This window comes from Armatimonadia bacterium, from assembly GCA_039679385.1.
GTDB lineage: Bacteria > Armatimonadota > Zipacnadia > Zipacnadales > JABUFB01 > JAJFTQ01.
Window position 1 is genome coordinate 1 of sequence record JBDKVB010000103.1, and the last position, 16,584, is coordinate 16,584.

A 16,584-nucleotide genomic window follows, 5' to 3' on the forward strand; every position below is an offset into this window, starting at 1 on the left:
CCGACGAAGCTGACCTTACCCGCGCACTACCCGGACACGAAGCTGGTCCGCGAGGACTTCGCTCGCTACTACGACGAGATCGCCCGCTTTGATTCAGACTTCGGCAAGGTGATGCAGGCCCTCGACGAGCGGGGTGTGGCGAGCAACACCCTCGTGCTCTTCATGGGCGACAACGGTGCGTCGCAGTTCCGGGGCAAGGGCACGCTCTACGAGTTCGGCATCCACGTACCCCTCTTGGCGCGCTGGCCCGGCAAGATCCAGCCCGGGTCCAGCACCGACGAGCTCATCTCCGGCGAGGACCTGGCACCGACCTTCCTGCAGGCGGGCGGAGCACAGGTGCCCGAGTCCATCACCGGCAAGAGCTTCCTCGACCTGCTGCTCGGCCGACCCTTCACGGGCCGCACCCATCTGTTCTCCGAGCGCGGAGCTCACGGCTCTGGGCTGCCCGGCAACAGCGCCGCCTTCGACCTCGGACGCTGTGTGCGGACCAGGACCCACAAGCTCATCTACAACGCGCTGTGGCAGATCCCCTATGCGCCGGTGGACTTCGGCGGCGATGCCTTCTGGAAGGAGCTGCAGGCGATGAACGCGGCCGGGCAGCTCACGCCGGAGATGTCGCGAATCTACTTCTCGCCAACGCGACCCATGTTCGAGCTCTACGACCTGCAGGCCGACCCGTGGGAGTTCAAGAACCTCGCTGGAACGAAGGAGAACGCTGCCCTGGAGCGGGAGCTAAAGGGGATCATGCAGGAGTGGATGATCCTGGAGCGCGACTACCTGCCGCTGCCGATTCCGCCGGGACGCTGACACCGGAAGGCTGCCCGGATCAGGGCTCCGCTGAGAGCGATGCCACCGGAAGCACCGCCAGCCGTGCGTCGTTACGGTTGCCTCCCAGACCTCGCGGAGCCCGGGAGTAGCCCACGTACAGGTAGCCGTCAGCTTCCACCGCATAGGGGTAGGCGAGGGCGCCATCGACCGTCTCGATACGGTACAGACGGCACAGCGCTCTCTCTCCTGGCCGACTCACCGCGATTGCCAGCGTCCGTCGTGAGCGAGGCTGTGCGACACAGACATTCGCGAGCAGGTACCGCTGCCCGGTGCTGAGCACTCCGGCGCAGGGCTTGGAGGTTGCCAGCGGGAAGTTGCTCTCTCTCGACGGGCTCCAGGTCCGTCCGCCGTCGTGGCTCAGAGTGACCGCAGCGCCGATGAACCCCTGCTCGAGCGGGCTCTCATTGCGCATGACAGCCGTGACCTCGGGGCCCTCGACCCAGACGGTTGCCTCGGTGTAGACGCGACCGGCCACCGGCAGTCTCACCGTGTCCCAGTGCAGCAGGTCGTCGCCGTGGCTGATCGCCACCACGCCACGCCAGTTCTCGTCGCAGCCTGCCACGATCCAGTTCCCGTCGGTCATCTTCACGGGCGTCTGCAGGGGCCAGACGCCCTGCGCCACCGTGCCCACGTTTCCCCAGGTGCCCGTCTCCTCGTCGAGACACAAAGCCTCCATGCGCAGGCCCGGGAACTGCCCGCTGCCCTTGCCGAAACGCGGGACAAAGAGCCACAGCTTGCCCTCGCGGGACAGGAAGGCGCCGTGGCTGGAGCCCAGGCCTTCTCCACCAGGCTCAATCATCTCGGCAGAAGTCCAGGTCTGCCCCTTGTCGAGACTCCGTGAGCCCCGCGTGACCTCCGTCGGCGTGTTCTCCAGGCCACGGTTATTGCCCCAGCTTGCGAACAGGACGCCATCGTGGAACTGCAGGGCCACGCCGTGCAGCCAGTCGTAACCATCCACTTCCGGCTCGCGCTTCTTGATGTCGAAGTAGCGAACCCCGGCCACTATCGGCGCCTGTGTCTCGTCAGGCGAGACACCCTCCCACAGCGGATAGCGCTCGATCCTGGGCGCTCCCGCACTGCTCGCGGCGCCGAGAGTCTGGCTGATCATGTCACTGACCTCGCTCTTGGCAAGTCCCTCGCCGAAGGCCACAGGCATGGTACCGAGCCACCCGAGCGCCGCAGCCACGAGCACGCAGCGCAAACCCGTCCGTGGCACAGGTGGACACCTGCGGTTCTGCAGCATCGGCAGGCCTCCGGACTCAGGCGAATTCCTCGTGCATCCGGTCGCAGTAGTAGCGCACCTTGTCCCACTCCGCATCCGGCGCGATTCGGTGGTCGGGGCATGGGATGTACCCGCCCAGATCGACCAGTGGCTTGAGCCGCTCAATCTCGGCATCAACCGCGGCACGGTCCCGCGCGAAGATGGTCTTGTTCATCCCGCCCACGCCCCGAATCTGCCGTCCATACTTCTCGCGCCATGGGGCGAGGTTGGCATCCCAGGTCCCGACCTCAATCGGGAACATGGTGTTGACGCCGTTCTCCAGCCACGTCGGAATCAGCGCGTCAATCTTCCCGTCGCAGTCCAGCGATACGATGTCAATCCCATACCCGGCCACGAGTTCTGTGATGCGCTGGTAGTGGGGCCCGACGACCTCCGCGAACAGCCCCGGCGAGATCAGCGGACCGCTCTTGAAGCAGATGTCCTCCCAGAAGTGGGCGAAGTCAAAGTGAGCGCCGGTCTCCAGGACCGCCCGCACCGTCTCCAGCCACATCCCGGCATTCACCTCCACGATCTCGCGGAACAGCCCCGGGTCGTCCACCTGCAGGTAGCACAGGTCCTCCAGGCCGATCCATTTGCGGATCTCGCCCAGCAGGCTCCCGCAGTACAGACCGTACAGGTTCTCGCGCGTGTCCTCGACCAGGTACTCACGGCCGCCTGCGCCGAAGGGCACGGTCTCCTCACCGCGCAGCACCGGGGCCTTCACGAACCTCTCGGGGCTGTACTGCAGTCGCGGCAGGAAGTACTCCTCCCAGGAGGCGCGGTCCTTGAGCAGGTGGTCGAAGTCCATGGGGATGCTGCCGGCGCCGGGCTTCTGAAGCAGGACGGTTCCGTTGCCGTCGCGGATCTTGCGCGAGCCGTCGGGCAACTCCTCCACAACCTCAGTGGGGAAGGGCGGCAGGAGCGGCGTTCGGAAGTTGAAGACCGTGAAGTAGTTGAAGTCGAAGCCCAGTTTCTTGGCGATCTGCACATCCATCGGGCCGCCGTCGGAGAACCCTCGTGCCTCCTCGGCGGTCAGGTGTCCCTCGGCCGCCCACTTGGCGAGCGTTTCGGTCCAGTAGCCGAAGTGCACCACCGGGATCGGCCGCGCGCGCTCGTAGCGCAGAAGGCTCAGGGTAAGCTCGCGAGGTGTCATCGGTCTCCCTCCAGATCGTGCGCGGACATGATGAGCGCCCCTTTCGCCGCCATCAGTGCCTTTGCCTTTCTCCGTTGTCGTTCCCCCTCGCCACCGCGTGGAGAGGGGGACAAAGGGGGTGAGGTGCCTTTCACTCCCTCGGCGTCACCACCACGCACTCGATTCCCAGACACTCAGCGATCGCCACCAGGTCGGCCGCATGGTGGCCGATTCCCAGCGCGAAATGATGCGTCGGGCCCTCCGCCACCCAGCGCTTGAGGAAGGTGCGCACCTCCGGGGCGAATCGTCCATGCGTGTTGGTGTTGCCCGTGGGCGGGATCGGTCCGCGCACCGACTCCCCCTCAGCAATCACGAACTTGAACTTGCCCTGGGCCGTCACACCGAGGCTCAGCATGGTGATCGGCCCTTCCTTGATCTGGAACTCGACACTCGCCCCGGAGCCCGGTTTCCCATGGTACTTGCGCAGGCTCCGCAGCGCCGGCTTCCCCTCGGCGATGTTGAGATGATGCGGCCCGTCATGGCCGACCAGCACGGTGTCGCGCTCGAAGTCGATGGGGTGGAACTCGGCGAAGCTCCCGCCGATCTCCAGCCGATCCATGATCAGCATGGCCAGGCACGTCTTGAGGTCGTACTCGCCGCACATCGGGAAGCCCGCCGCACACAGCAGCGAGTTGCCCACGATCAGGTTCGTCACCACCGTCCGCATGGGCGTGCCGGCAGTGCCCTCGTAGTAGTACGCGAGCCCGTCCAGGTGACGCTCGGCAATGAAGGCATCCAGGGCCACCGAGACCCGTGCCGCGGTCGCAAGATCCGCTTCCGTTAGCCGGGTCGTCACCGGATCAGACACCGGGTCGGGCGTGTCGAAGAACCCCAGGATCTCCGCTTGCTTGGCCTGCACCTGCGCCTCCTCGGCGGTCAGGTAGTGGCGCAGAATGTCGTCGGGCTCACACTGCACCACGTGGCACCCGAAGGCCGCCGTCACCGCCGTCGGGTCGGTGTGCATGTCCAGCATCGCTTCGAGGACGTGCCCCATATGTCCGATGCGCGCCCGCTTCAGATCATGCAACACGTGCGCAATCCGGCACCAGCGGGCAAGGTCGGCCTCGGCCTGCGGATCATCATGCAGCATCCCCAGAATCACTTCCGGTGCCCGCTTCCCCATCCGCAGAGCGACGCCGGTGAACTCCGGCACGGAGCAGAAGTCGTCGTTGCACAGTTGCATGTAGGTGCTGCCGTGGGCGTAGTCCATCGCTGCGAGTGGCTGGAGCGCAACGAGCACCACCGGCAGGTTCAGCTCGCGCACCAGCACCCCGAAGGTCGAGGACGTAGCATAGGTCACCATGTCCACGAACAGCACGTCGAGGTCCGCTGCCTTGACCTGCGGCAGCACTCGGTACGCCGCTTCGGCGCAGTCCACCATCCCGAAGCTGACGGCCTCGACTCCCTGCTCCCTGAGCTTGCCAACCAGCACCTGTACCTTCGCCATCAGCTCGTCGAGCAGCCCCGCGAACTGGTCCCAGTACACGCGGTGGCCGACGGCGAGAACGCCGACCCGGGCAGTCAGTGGTTTTCGTCTCGGTACCTGCATCGCTTGTCTCCTCCAGTGTCCTGGGTCAGGGCTTTCCTGCCGCAGTCTGCTACCACGAGATCAGAAGCTCACCGGTGACGTCCTGTGCCTCGAGGTACTCGCCCAGGCGGTCGCTGTGCCAGGTGACCTCCGGCGCCTTGCCCTTGAGGTACGGGTAGCGTGCGTCGATGAGCATCTGCACCCGGTCCCTGGTGCCTTCCTCCGGGTAGAAGCGCACCGTGGCCTGCTTGAGCCCCGACACTGCCAGCCGTATGTTCTTGTCCAGCACCTCCGAGGCCGAGCGCAGCATGCAGCCGACCTCTCCCGACTCCTGCTCGACGAATACCCGACACTCTCTGCGCCACGCGCGAGGCATCGAATAGGTCGAGCGTCCCTCCACCAGCGTCGTCTCATAGCCCGTCAGCAGCGGTGCGCCTTGCGGGAATCGCAGGCTCAGCCGGACATTGGTGTTGGGCGTGTAGCCGGCGAAGACGAAGCCGTTGCTGTGCCGCGACACGCACACCAGCGGGCACTTGAGCTCCGGCGAGTTGCCCTCGAAGTTGCGTGCGAACTCCTGCTGCGTCGGCTTGCTCAGGAGTATCTCATAGCCCAGCGACGCCAGGGCTACTCTCATCAGCCGCTCACCGGGGTACGACCTCTCCAGCGCCAGCGGAATCAGCAGGTGCCCGCCGGTCCGCTCGGGGTCGCAGGAAACGGTGCCACGCACCCAGGCGATTCGTCCGCCCTTCCACTGCGGCAACTCACGAACCAGCGCCGCCGTCCGCCGCTGTCCGCCCTGCGTCGCGACGGCAAGCTCCACCGTCTGCTCGTCTCTCTCTTTCACAGCCGCTTCCATCCCACCGGCGCTGAACAGCCCCGGGTGGAACAGTGTGCGCGTGCCAACCTCCGTGCTCAGCGGCTCAGCCTCCTCGGCGAAGCTCAGCTCGAAGTCCCCCTCGATCGGTTCAGCAACCGTCAGATTCAGCGCCGCCAGTAACTCGTCCTCCGCGTACCGCACCGGGCCATATAGCAGCGCCCGACCGCCCTCAGCCACGAAGCGCAGGATCGCCTGCGACCACTCCGACCCGGCCTCAGGCACCGGGCTCACTAACAGCGACGAGGCCAGCGCGGCCGGATTCGTCTTCAGCGCCTCCACGAAGTTGCCCGTGCTGATGACGCAGTTCAGCGGCAGCCCGTTGTTGACTGCGCCCCGCATGAACCAGTCGCCGAAGAACACCTCGTCGATGCGCGTCGGCTTGCCGTAGACCATGTCGTGGTACTCGTCGAAGGGATACACCCACACCAGGGGCGCGGCCTGGTCAGGAGCGGTCTCAAGGGTGTTCAGCAGGTGGCAGGTGACTTCCCGCGGCACGACCTCCGGCATCTTCCCCCAGGAGTCATCCACGCTCAGGAAGTTGATCGTCGAAGGCAGGTGCGTGCTGCCGTCGGCCCGCAGCCGCGACACCGACATGGGCAGGAAGATGTCGTGCGGTTCACGACCATAGCGGTCGAGCCAGGGGCTGTTCTTCCACCACGGGTCATGGGTGTAGAACCGGAAGGGGTAGCTGTCCGCCGGGAGTTCCGCAATGTGCGACATCCAGCCAATCAGCTCCAGGCCGAAGTCACCATTGAGGGCCGCCCAGGGGCTGTTGGGTGGCGGTTCCATCCCGAAGCCGCCACGGTAGATGTCCTTCAGGGGTGCAGCGTCCGAGGACAGGTCCATGCCGGTGCTCAGGTTGGTCCCGCGGGTCTCCAGTGCGAAGTCCGGGCACTCCTTCCGGAAGTCGTGCCAGAACCCCAGGATCTTGTCGCGGACCTCCTCGCAGCGAGCGGGGGAGAAGCTCTTGCCGTCGAAGATCGCACCACGCAGGGCCCAGGTCTCCATGCCGAAGCCGAAGCCGTTGGAGAGCCACAGGAAGTCGAAGCCCAGGTCGGTCAGGAAGTGCTGCGACTGTCGACCCAGGAAGGTGCCGATCGTGGTCCCCTCAGGAATGCCCTCCGGGAATCCTGCGTAGTGCTCCTTGTCGCCCTTCAGTTCGCCGTAGCAGCACACGAAACTGGCCGTCCCCATCGTGCCGCCGACGCAGATCTCGTTGTGCCGCTCGTACTTGAAGGAGGACTTGGCGAACTCGGGGCCGGGGTCGAAGGTCTCGCCGACACGCACCGGCTTGCCGGTCACCTCCGTGCCGACTTCCTTGAGTATCTCCACCAGCCGCTTCAGGTCGCCGTAGGTGAACTGCCGGGGATGCTCGGTGAACAGATAGGGCCGGCTGTGGAGGGCGATCCCCTCCGGATCGGCAGGATTGGCGGCCCTTGGGTTCGCGCCGCCGATCCAGTAGCACCACTCGAAGGTGGCGTCCAGATCGCCGCCGTAGTCCAGTATCTCCGAGCCGTCGGCGGTCCACAGCATCACCGACACCGTGTCGGCATGCTCAACCAGCGGCAGCCACTGGCGGAACATCCGCCGAGACGTCTCGCGAGTGGCCTCCTCCGAGGCGTCGTTGAAGGGCTTGAGACTGACCTCCAGCGTCACGTTCTTCAGGGACATGGACAGGTCTTCCTTCCCTCACGAAGTTGGTCGCCGATCGCTTCCGGGGTCCCCTCTGTCCCCGTGCGTCAGCTTGTCCGTCATCTTGCCTGCCGCCTCCAGCACAGCCTCTCGCATCTGCTGGAGGCGGTTCTCGTCAAGTCGGGTTGTGGGTGCGCTGCAGCCGATCGCCAGCACCAGGCCTCCCCTTGCGTCCAACACCGGCGCAGCCACCGCGGTTATCCCCGTCCCCTGCGCGTTCTCGGTCTGGGCATAGCCCTCCCGGCGAACCTCGTGCAGCAGGTCGAGCAACTCCTCCACGGTGGACGGCGTGTACTCGCCCGGTCCGGCCAGGGGCTCTCCTTCTGCGTAGCGCAGTTGGGCCTCGGGGGACTGATAGGCGAGAAGCAGCAAGCCGGTCGCCATGAGGTGCGGGTGGTCGATGGCCCGCTGCGTATGTACCACCGCCAGCGGGTGCTCCGACTGCAGCCAGTGGACTACCTGCGCTCGGCCCCGGGTCCAGGTCATCGCCACCACGGTCTCCTCGAAGCGCTCGTAGAGCGTGTCCATGTGCGGCCGGCAGAAGTCGGCCAGGCGCGACAGGCTATCCCCAGCTTCGGCCAGCCGCAGTGCCGCCAGGCCGATCCGGTATCCACGCGTCCGCTCATCGAACTCCAGGAACCCCTTGGCCTGGAGCGTCTTGAGCAGGTTCTGGGCAGTCGGCGCCTTGAGGTCGGTGGCACGGGCAAGCTCACGCACGCCGACCCAGTCGCCTCGTGCAGCGACCTCCTGGAGTAGTCTCAGCGCCCGATCCACAGCCTGGATAGTGTTCATCATCAATAAACGTCGTTCAGTGTGCCGGTACAATACCTTCCGCCAGCATGTCTGTCAACCAGTCTGTGAACTGGCCCCAGCCACGGGGTGAGGTGCCCTTGCCGTCTGTCCTTCGCCCTTGCCTTTTCCCTCTCTCCACCGCGTGGAGAGGGCTGGGGTGAGGGGCCGTGAAGAGAGCCCGTGGGGTCGGTGCCCCACAAACACCGATGCCCGTAGCCACCGGCTACGGGCATCGACAGCGTGGGTTGCCCATCGCCCTAGGCCCCGAACAACTTCACGTAGACCTTCAGCTCCAGTTGCTTCAGGTACCCGCCCGGGTCATCCATCACGAAGTAGCCGACGTAGTACGGGCCCTGCCGGTAGTAGCGGACCCTCGTCTTGTACTGCCCGGTCACTGGGTCGAGGTCACGCAGGATGTCCGTTGCCTGCGCAGCGCTTGGCGCAGCGTTCTTGACGAAGTCGGCGTAGTGGAAGGTGCGGTTGAAGCGGAAGATGCTCTGCGCGACCCCCGGATCTCTGTCGAAGATGTGCCACTCGCAGTAGAAGCAGGCGCCAGGCAGGTAGGCCTCTGCGTCGCTGGTCACCTGCCAGGGCGGCTGGTCCTTGTCCACCGCGACCTTCTCACCGGCCCTCGCACTGACGATCGCGGGATTGTGCGCCCAGGCGTAGGGGGCAATCTCCTTGTCATCCGTCGAACCAAGGAACCGGTTGTCATAGAGCCCGACGCGGATGATCGGCTCCTTGACTACCCAGATCTCACCCGAGGCGTTGGGGTCGGTGTGCAGATTGTCACTGAGGGTGAAGCTGAGCATGTGGATGCTGGACTTCACCCAGTAGGTCGGCACCTTCCTTATGAGCAGGCTGGCCTTGGCCCAGTGTCCACCACCACCGGGCACCATGGCCGTCTCCCAGCCGCCCTCCGCAGGCTGGAAAGCGCTAACATTGACGTCGCCCGGTCCGATCGGCTCCACGGCGACCGACTCCATCTTGGGGTCGCCGCTGAAGGTCGCGGAGCGCTGGTTGTCAAAGACGTAGGCCGGGTAGCCGATGTTGTCCCAGGTGTCGCTGACCTTCTCGAACTGCATCCCGGTCGCGGTCTTGTAGATGTGCTCGACGAAGGCCTCCGTTGCGCCCATGAGGTCGCCCTTCCAGACGCTGACGAGGATGCGTCCGAGCCGATTCAGAACCTCAAAGAGCATCTTGATCTGGGCCCAGGTAGAGGGATAGTCCTCCTCCAGGATGCTCAAGGAGACCCCGATCCGGTTGTACTGCTTGAGGTCGTTCTCAGTCCATTGCGCCACCGGCCAGCGCGGGAAGATGATGTTCCGTTTGTCCGGTGCCGGAAGCTGGCGGATGTAAACCGAACCGCCCCAGGTTGGCCAGCCGTCCTGCACGACCGAGGCCTTGGTGCCGGCGACGATCATGTCCTCCTGCTCCTCGGGAGTCGTTCCCATGCTGGGAGTGCGCAGTCGCGAGACCGTCGAGCAGATGTGGAACTCCCCGTCGCCGTCGTCCATGTCGTCGTCGTCGGGCTCCGACTGGTCGCTGACCTCCAGCGCTCGCAGCTCAGCCACATAGGAGAAGGGGAGACCGCCGGCCTGGCTGTCGAAGTCCAGGTTCACCCGCTCCAGTGACCCCATCTCGGTCCAGTAGTTGCCATTGTAGGTGAGACCGGTCGTCCGCAGTTTCGCCAGGCTGACCGGGTCGGTCGACAGCAGCACGCTGTAGTTGCCGACCTTGGCCGCCGGACACCGCAGGCGCAGTTCGCCTCCATACTCGCGCACCTCGGGGCTCAGCTTCTCGTCGTTGCACAGCACCTCCAGGTCGGGCCAGGCCACGGGCTCGACGCCGACACGAGAGCTCAGAACGATATCCAGACTCGCGGGCGTGCCATCCTTGTGTGTCGGGTAGTTCGGCTGGAAGGCCGCCTCGCATACGTACAGCGGCGGGCCGCTCTCGGGTGGGTTCTGGCGGTTGTAGAAGCTCAGCATCGTGGGCTTGTCCAGCCCCGGACGCAGGATCGCCTGTTCGGCAATCGCCAGCGTGCCCTGGACAGGTCCGTTGGCAGGTACCAGGCGCTCGACATTGTCGATGCCGCCGGTCTGCACCTGCTTGTCCAGGTTGGTGACAATCTCCAGCGTGAACCGCAGGCTGCCCGTGGTCGGGACCTCCTCCTTCGACACCCAGAAGTAGGCATAGTAGGCCCGTGGCTCCTCGATGAACTCAATCTGCTTGTCGCCGGCGACCAGGGGCGTCCAGCCGGTCACCGTCACGGTGGCCGTCGGTGGTTGGGGTGCATCGAAGGGTGTGGTCCTGACGAGCGGTCCCCCAACAGTGGGCGAAGGTATCTGGACCTGCACCGCGATCTGTGGCTTCTCCACCGACCACTTGAGCGAGGCCACCCCACGAGGCCTGATGAGTGTGACCACAGCGCGGTACAGCCCGGCCTTGGCCACAGGGAACTGTCGTGAGCAGGAGTTCTGCCCGGAGGGGATGTACACCGCCGGTCCAGCCAGCGCCCCTACCAGAACCGGGCTCGCCACCGTCCCAGGCGTTCCGCGCAAGGTTCTTGGCCGCGGACCTCCGGCCGTGGCGGTCGGTGCCGCGGAGAGGGCGCCGCTGGTCGGTGCTGCGGACAGGCGGCCAGCAGTCGGCATCGCGGGCAGGCCGCCGCCGGTCGGTGCCGCGGAGAGGGTGATACCGCCACCTCCGAGAGGCACGTCGTCACCTTCCGCTCCGAAGGACGCATCTCGGATCGGCGCTGGCGCAGCCTTGGGCATGAGTTCAGGAAGTAGCGTACTCACCGCAGGCAGCGCTGAGGTCTTGCCCTGAGCGGCCGCGATCCAGGCTGCCACCTCCTGCTCCGTCGGCGCCTGGGAGCCGAAGCCTCGTGCCCAGGCGCCCGCCATGAGTGTCAGGCGGCGCTCCTGGCCCCTGTAGCGGGCAAGGTCCTGCGGACGCTCAATGCCAAGCGCCTGCACCAGTCGCAGGCAATTCGCGTCTGTCCCCTTCGCTCCTAACAGCGGTGCCAGCTCCGCCTGCTGAGCACGCAGCAGAACCGTACTCGGGCTCAGACCCGTCTGCTGGCTGACCGCGAGCAGACTCTGGCGGTCCTTCACCGGCTGAGGCAGTCCCGCCAGGGGTGCGACTCGCGTTGGCGCTCTGCGTGGTGGAAGTGGCTGACCGAACAGCGGATTCAGGAAACCGAGGGGTGACCAGGAGGTCACCGAGGTGAAAGAAGAAGGATGCGCCTTGCCGGCCAGGAACACCAGAAGGGCGATGAAGAGTACTACGACCAGAAACCACTTGCGGTAGTGGCTGGAGGCGCGTTGGTGCCCGCCTCCGACGAGATACCCCTTTCCATGCTCCAGGGCAAAGCCGCTCTGTCGCACCATGCCCTTCAACCTCCCCATCCCTCAGCCCCCCGGGGTGCAGACCATGACTGGTTACTCCTTCGGAGTCCAGGGCCGGAATCCTGCCACCTGGAAGATGCCAATTCGGCCGGACCCTGCCACCTGGTGTCAGGGTCCTAACACGCGCAACAGCCACTCCAAAGCCTGCTGTGACCAGGCCCCGTGAGTGGCTGTTGAGAGGAAATGCCTTGTCTGTCGGAAAGCCGCTACTTGCCCGCGGCCGCCCACATCATTCCGCGCGTCACAAGCTCCAGCACCTGCGGCATGCGCACGTTCTCCGCCACATGGCCCAGGGAGCAGTAGTACACCCGGCCCTTGCCGTAGCTCTTGGTCCAGATGACCGGCATGGCCGTGTAGCCGAACATGGTGGTCGCGTGGACGCAGTTGGCCGGGTCCACGTGCATGTAGTACTGCTCCGAGGTGATCTCGAAATCGTCGATCCCCTGTGTCAGCGGGTGCCACGGGTCGAGGAGGTGGACCTTGTACGTCATGCCGGCGCCACCGGGATGCGCGACCCACTGGCCGCCGACCATGTACTGGAACTCGGTCTGCTGGCGGAAGGCGTCGCCCATCCCACCATGCACGCCGGCGATCCCGCAGCCATTCTTCACCGCCTCCAGCAGGGGCTTGAGCTGGTCGCCGCTGATGTCACCCATGGTCCAGATCGGGACCACCAGGCTGAGCGACTGCATGAGCGCCTCGTCCTTGAAGGAGTCGAGGGTGTCGGATACGGTGACGTCCACGCCGTTCTTGCGCAAAGCTTCGACCAGAATCTCAGAGACCGGTCCGGGCTCGTGGCCCTGCCAGCCGCCCTGGACAACGAGTGCCTTCCTCATGGGTTCCCTCTCCATCGTGCCGCGGGCCGTCAGCCCCGGCATCCTCGGCTTAGTGTTGATGCAGTGGTCTCGCTGAACAAACACCTTTCCCCATAGGGCGGCGGTATCCTTCCGTCTCCAGGTGCAGCGTGGTATACTTGCGACGTGGGTCTCTCCAAGCCCATCGCTCTGATCACTGCGCCGCGGGGTCATGCCCTTCTTGCTGCTCCCCGTCTTCTTCCGAGGTCCCGTCATGAAGGCCCGAAATGCCTGTATCCCCTGCATGTTGTCGCAGGCCTACAATACTGCCGTCCAGTGCACTGACGATCGAGAGTTGCAGCGCCGAATCCTCGATGAGACCATGCGCCGCTACACCGGCGTCGATCTGACGCTCACTCCCGGGGAGCACTCGCAGGTCGCCTTCGAGCTCTGCCGTGAGCTGAGCGGCGTTCACGACCCCTACCATCGCCTCAAGACCGAGTCCAACGAGGCAGCACTGGAGCTGTACCCGGCCCTTAAGGAGCGTCTTGCCCACAGCGCCGATCCCCTGCGCGATGCCTTGCTGCTCGCCGTCGCGGGCAACATCATCGACCTTGCCATCGCGAGTCGTTTTGACCTCGTCGAGGACATCGTGAAGCAGATTGACCGCGGCTTCGATGTGGAAGAGCTGGAGGCTTTCCGCGCTGCCCTCGGCCGTGCCCGGTCGGTGCTCTACCTTGCGGACAACTGCGGCGAGATCGTCTTCGACCGGCTCCTCGTAGAGGTCATCGGCCCCGAGAGGGTCGCCCTGATGGTGAAGGCCGGTCCCATCGTCAATGATGCGATGCTCGAAGATGCCGAGCAGGTCGGCCTGACGGACCTCTGCCGCGTCGTAGACACGGGGTCGAACTACTTCGGCTTCCCCTGGGGGATCGTGAGCGAGCAGGCCCGACAGGAGTTCGCCGCCGCCGATCTGGTCATCTCCAAGGGCCACGCCAACTTCGAGACCGTCAGCGAACTGGGCCCCGAGGGCGACAAGGTCTGGTACCTACTGAAGGTGAAGTGCGACGAGGTCGCCTCCGAGTTGCAGGCCCAGTGCGGCGATATTGTTCTGGTGTCTCATTCGTCGGCCCGGAAGCGTGCCGGCGAGGCCCGAGGATAGCCTTCATCGCAGGCCTACACTCAGCCCGGTTGTGGTAAACTGCCACCAGGCGACCAAGGTCGCTGGTCGCACCTTTGTGCCGAGGAAGGGGTCGCAATGCCCGCCCTCACTGCAAAAGCCTGTATGCTCCTCGCCGTTGTGTGCGCCCTCCTGATCTGTGGGTGTCGCTCTGCGACCCCGCCGGCCCCAGCCGGCCCTACAGCTCCCCCTGCAAATCCTACCGCACCGGCGCCCGTTGCTGCAGCTCCGTCTGCACCGCAGGCCCAGGCCGCTCCCTCGGGAGACGCCGGCTTCCTGCAGGGCCTCCAACGCGTCGCCGATACCCGCGTCCAGTACCGCTATGTCGTCGACGAGCAGGCCGGCGAGTACCACTGGTGGACCTGCCCGCGGGTTGCCGGGCAGACGGGCATCAAGCCCACGACCATGAGCAGGGAAGAGCTCAAGGCCCGGGGCTATAGGCCCTGTCAGGTCTGTCGTCCCGACATGGACGTGCCGCCTCCGGCTCCGAAGGCCCCGGAGAAGCCTAAGCCTGATGAGCGTCGCCGCAAGCTGGAGCAGCCCATCAAGGTGGAGGCCGTGAACCAGGAGGCGGCCAACGCCGAGGCCGACAAGACTCCCGACGCCGGCGCCACCAGGGCAGAGAAGGGTGCTGCTACCAAGGCCGCTCCCGCGGGCGGCGCAAGGCCTTCGCCGACTCATCCCGTTCCCAGGCAGGCCCCTCGCTGATCGCCGGAAGGTACGCGATGCTCTGACGGGGAAGAACCCGAGGCTTGAGTGACAACGCCGAGGGAGGCTTCCCATGCGACTGGGGACTGTAACCTACAACCTTGCCAAAGACTGGAACCTTGACCAGCTCCTGGATATGTGCCGCAAGACCGGCTTCGAGGGCGTCGAACTACGCACCACGCATGCTCATGGCGTCGAGCCGAGCCTGACCGCCGAGGAGCGGGCCACCGTCAAGGGCAAGTTCCAGCAGAACGGAGTCGTGTTGTGCGGCCTGGGGACCGTCTGCGAGTACCACTCGGCCGATCCCGAGGTCGTCCGCCAGAACATCAAGCTCACCGAGGACTTCATCAAGCTGGCCAAGGACGTGGGCGCCATCGGCGTCAAGGTCCGGCCGAACGGCTTCGCCGAGGACAAGGGCATCAGCAAGGAGCAAACGCTGGAGCAGATCGGCAACGCGCTCCTCGACTGCGCCAAGATCGCCGAGCCCTACGGGATCGAGCTGTGGCTTGAGGTGCACGGGCCGGGGACCAGCCATCCGCCCTACATCCAGCGGATCATGGAGGTCGCCGACCACCCGCTCGTGGGTGTGTGCTGGAACTGCAACCAGGCCGACATCAAGGACGACTCCATCCAGGAGTACCTTACCCCGCTCGTCCACAGAGTCCGCGAGTGCCACATCCACGACCTGTACGAGGACTACCCCTACTTCGAGCTCATCAGTATGCTGCAGGAGGTCGACTTCGACGGCTTCTGCCTGACCGAGATGCCGGAGAGTTGCGAGCCCGAGCGGCTGATGAAGTACTACCGCCTGCTCTGGAGCGAGTGGACCGAGTAGCCCTGCAGCAGTCCACGACTACAGCCATCGCAAACACAGACGGCGGCCCTTCCCGGGGCCGCCGTCTTCGCTATTCGTGTCGGGTTGCCGGCGGACCGCCTACGCGCCGCCGATCACCATGATGCCGTCGATGAGAACGCTGGGGACGATGGTCCCAGGCTCCTCGCGGTAGTCGCTGGAGACCGCCGTGATGTTGTTGAGCATCTCGAAGACATCGCTGCCGATCATCGTGGTCTTGACGGGATAGGCTAGCTGCCCCTTCTCGATCTTGAAGCCGAAGTCGACGGTGGCCGAGATGTCGCCCGTCGCTGACTCGGGCTGCAGGCCGCCCGAGTTCACATACAGTCCCTCGTCGATCCCGGCGATCAGCTCCGCCTCCGTCTTGTCGCCTCGCTCCATCTGCGCGTTGCCGTAGCCGATGCCCACGGCGGGTGAGTAGCCGCCACGCATCGCATGGCCCGTGCTCGGAACCCCGGCCTTGTTCGCGGTGTAGGAGTTGTGCAGGTAGCTGGGCAGCACGCCCTTCTCAAGGAGAGCTCGGCGCTGCTTGGGCGTACCTTCGGCATCGACCCCATGGGAGGCGAGACCACCCGGAACGAAGGGCTCCTCCCACACCGTCAGCAGGGGAGAGGCAATCTGCTGCCCTTCCTTGCCGATCATGAAGGACCGCTTGCGCTGAATCCCCTCGGCATTGGCGGCGCCGATGGCTGAGCCGATGAGGCTCGCGGCCGCCATGGGTCCAAGCACCAGCGGCATCCGGGCCTTCCCGACGTGCTTTGCGCCGAGGAACTTGAGCGCTTGGTCGGTAGCGATCTTCCCCACACCCTCAGGCTTGAAGTCGGCCATCTGGCGCGCGACATCGTACTCGAAGTACGCGCCGACATCCTCGCCCTTCATGACCACGGCCATGAAGCTGATGCTGACCTCGGTGCTGCGCGTGTAGAGGGAGACGCCCGTGGAGCTGACGATGGCTCGCTCGCCACACCCGAGACCGGCGTCACCGGACAGCGCCAGGTCCGGCGTGACCTCCCGCGCTTCCTCGATCCCCCGCTGACACCACTCGACTACCTGCTCCGCAGGAAGGCCCGCGACTGCATCATCCCAGAGCAGAGGCACTTCCTGGTAGGGCTGGGGCTCCGGCAGGTTCCTGAAGTCCGGGTCGCCGTGGGTGGCCCTGGCCATGTCGGCCGCCTGCTGACCCACCTCGCGGGCTGCCGCTTCGCTCAGAGTAGTGGTGGTTGCAGCGCCCATGCCGCCCCTGAAGAAGGCGCGGACACCGATGCCGTAGTCGCGGACCACCTCGCATTCGCGGATGCTGGTGTTCTCCACGATCACGCCGACGCTGCGACCGGAGGCGACGACGGCATCAGCCCACTCGGCTCCGGACTTCATGGCGGACTGGACGGCAAGCTGGGCGATATCAACAAGGGATGACATGATGCACTCCCGGTGAAACGTGGTTTGGCTGCGGCAAGCGCCGCTGA

12 protein-coding genes are annotated in these 16,584 nt (G+C 65.5%); 4 read left to right on the forward strand and 8 right to left on the reverse strand.

Features of this window, described 5'->3' with window-relative positions; genetic code table 11:
* A partial coding sequence (locus ABFE16_12220) for a sulfatase/phosphatase domain-containing protein (protein ID MEN6346055.1) occupies positions 1 to 807 on the forward strand: 807 nt, incomplete at its 5' end.
* Positions 808 to 826: 19 nt separating this feature from the next.
* Here ABFE16_12220 and ABFE16_12225 read toward each other — a convergent pair.
* The 7 genes from ABFE16_12225 to ABFE16_12255 all read right to left on the reverse strand — a co-directional run bounded on the left by ABFE16_12225 (position 827) and on the right by ABFE16_12255 (position 12,419).
* Positions 827 to 1,984 carry an exo-alpha-sialidase gene (locus ABFE16_12225; protein MEN6346056.1) on the reverse strand — a complete coding sequence of 386 codons (1,158 nt, stop codon included), beginning with the start codon at positions 1,982 to 1,984 and terminating at the stop codon, positions 827 to 829.
* A gap of 103 nt (positions 1,985 to 2,087) precedes the next feature.
* Positions 2,088 to 3,242: a uroporphyrinogen decarboxylase family protein gene (locus ABFE16_12230; protein MEN6346057.1), complete on the reverse strand. Its 1,155-nt coding sequence runs from the start codon at positions 3,240 to 3,242 to the stop codon at positions 2,088 to 2,090.
* 130 nt (positions 3,243 to 3,372) lie between these two features.
* The gene (locus ABFE16_12235) at positions 3,373 to 4,830 is read right to left on the reverse strand and encodes an L-fucose/L-arabinose isomerase family protein (GenBank protein ID MEN6346058.1); all 1,458 of its coding nucleotides are present in this window, start codon (positions 4,828 to 4,830) and stop codon (positions 3,373 to 3,375) included.
* A gap of 49 nt (positions 4,831 to 4,879) precedes the next feature.
* Entirely contained in the window at positions 4,880 to 7,357 is a 2,478-nt protein-coding gene (locus ABFE16_12240) for a hypothetical protein (protein MEN6346059.1), read from the reverse strand.
* A gap of 18 nt (positions 7,358 to 7,375) precedes the next feature.
* Positions 7,376 to 8,173 carry an IclR family transcriptional regulator gene (locus ABFE16_12245; protein MEN6346060.1) on the reverse strand — a complete coding sequence of 266 codons (798 nt, stop codon included), beginning with the start codon at positions 8,171 to 8,173 and terminating at the stop codon, positions 7,376 to 7,378.
* Positions 8,174 to 8,427: 254 nt separating this feature from the next.
* Positions 8,428 to 11,565 (reverse strand): hypothetical protein, encoded by a 3,138-nt coding sequence (locus ABFE16_12250; protein MEN6346061.1) that lies wholly within the window; start codon positions 11,563 to 11,565, stop codon positions 8,428 to 8,430.
* Positions 11,566 to 11,789: 224 nt separating this feature from the next.
* Positions 11,790 to 12,419: a ThuA domain-containing protein gene (locus ABFE16_12255; GenBank protein MEN6346062.1), complete on the reverse strand. Its 630-nt coding sequence runs from the start codon at positions 12,417 to 12,419 to the stop codon at positions 11,790 to 11,792.
* Between the two features lie 232 nt (positions 12,420 to 12,651).
* Here ABFE16_12255 and ABFE16_12260 point away from each other — a divergent pair, with 232 nt between their 5' ends.
* The 3 genes from ABFE16_12260 (at position 12,652) to ABFE16_12270 (ending at position 15,100) form a co-directional block, all read left to right on the forward strand.
* Positions 12,652 to 13,539: an ARMT1-like domain-containing protein gene (locus tag ABFE16_12260; GenBank protein MEN6346063.1), complete on the forward strand. Its 888-nt coding sequence runs from the start codon at positions 12,652 to 12,654 to the stop codon at positions 13,537 to 13,539.
* Between the two features lie 96 nt (positions 13,540 to 13,635).
* Positions 13,636 to 14,265: a hypothetical protein gene (locus ABFE16_12265; protein ID MEN6346064.1), complete on the forward strand. Its 630-nt coding sequence runs from the start codon at positions 13,636 to 13,638 to the stop codon at positions 14,263 to 14,265.
* Positions 14,266 to 14,338: 73 nt separating this feature from the next.
* Positions 14,339 to 15,100, forward strand: a complete 762-nt coding sequence (locus ABFE16_12270; protein MEN6346065.1) for a sugar phosphate isomerase/epimerase family protein — start codon at positions 14,339 to 14,341, stop codon at positions 15,098 to 15,100.
* 99 nt (positions 15,101 to 15,199) lie between these two features.
* Here ABFE16_12270 and ABFE16_12275 read toward each other — a convergent pair whose 3' ends face one another.
* Positions 15,200 to 16,537 (reverse strand): TldD/PmbA family protein, encoded by a 1,338-nt coding sequence (locus tag ABFE16_12275; GenBank protein MEN6346066.1) that lies wholly within the window; start codon positions 16,535 to 16,537, stop codon positions 15,200 to 15,202.
* Positions 16,538 to 16,584: the final 47 nt, after the last annotated feature.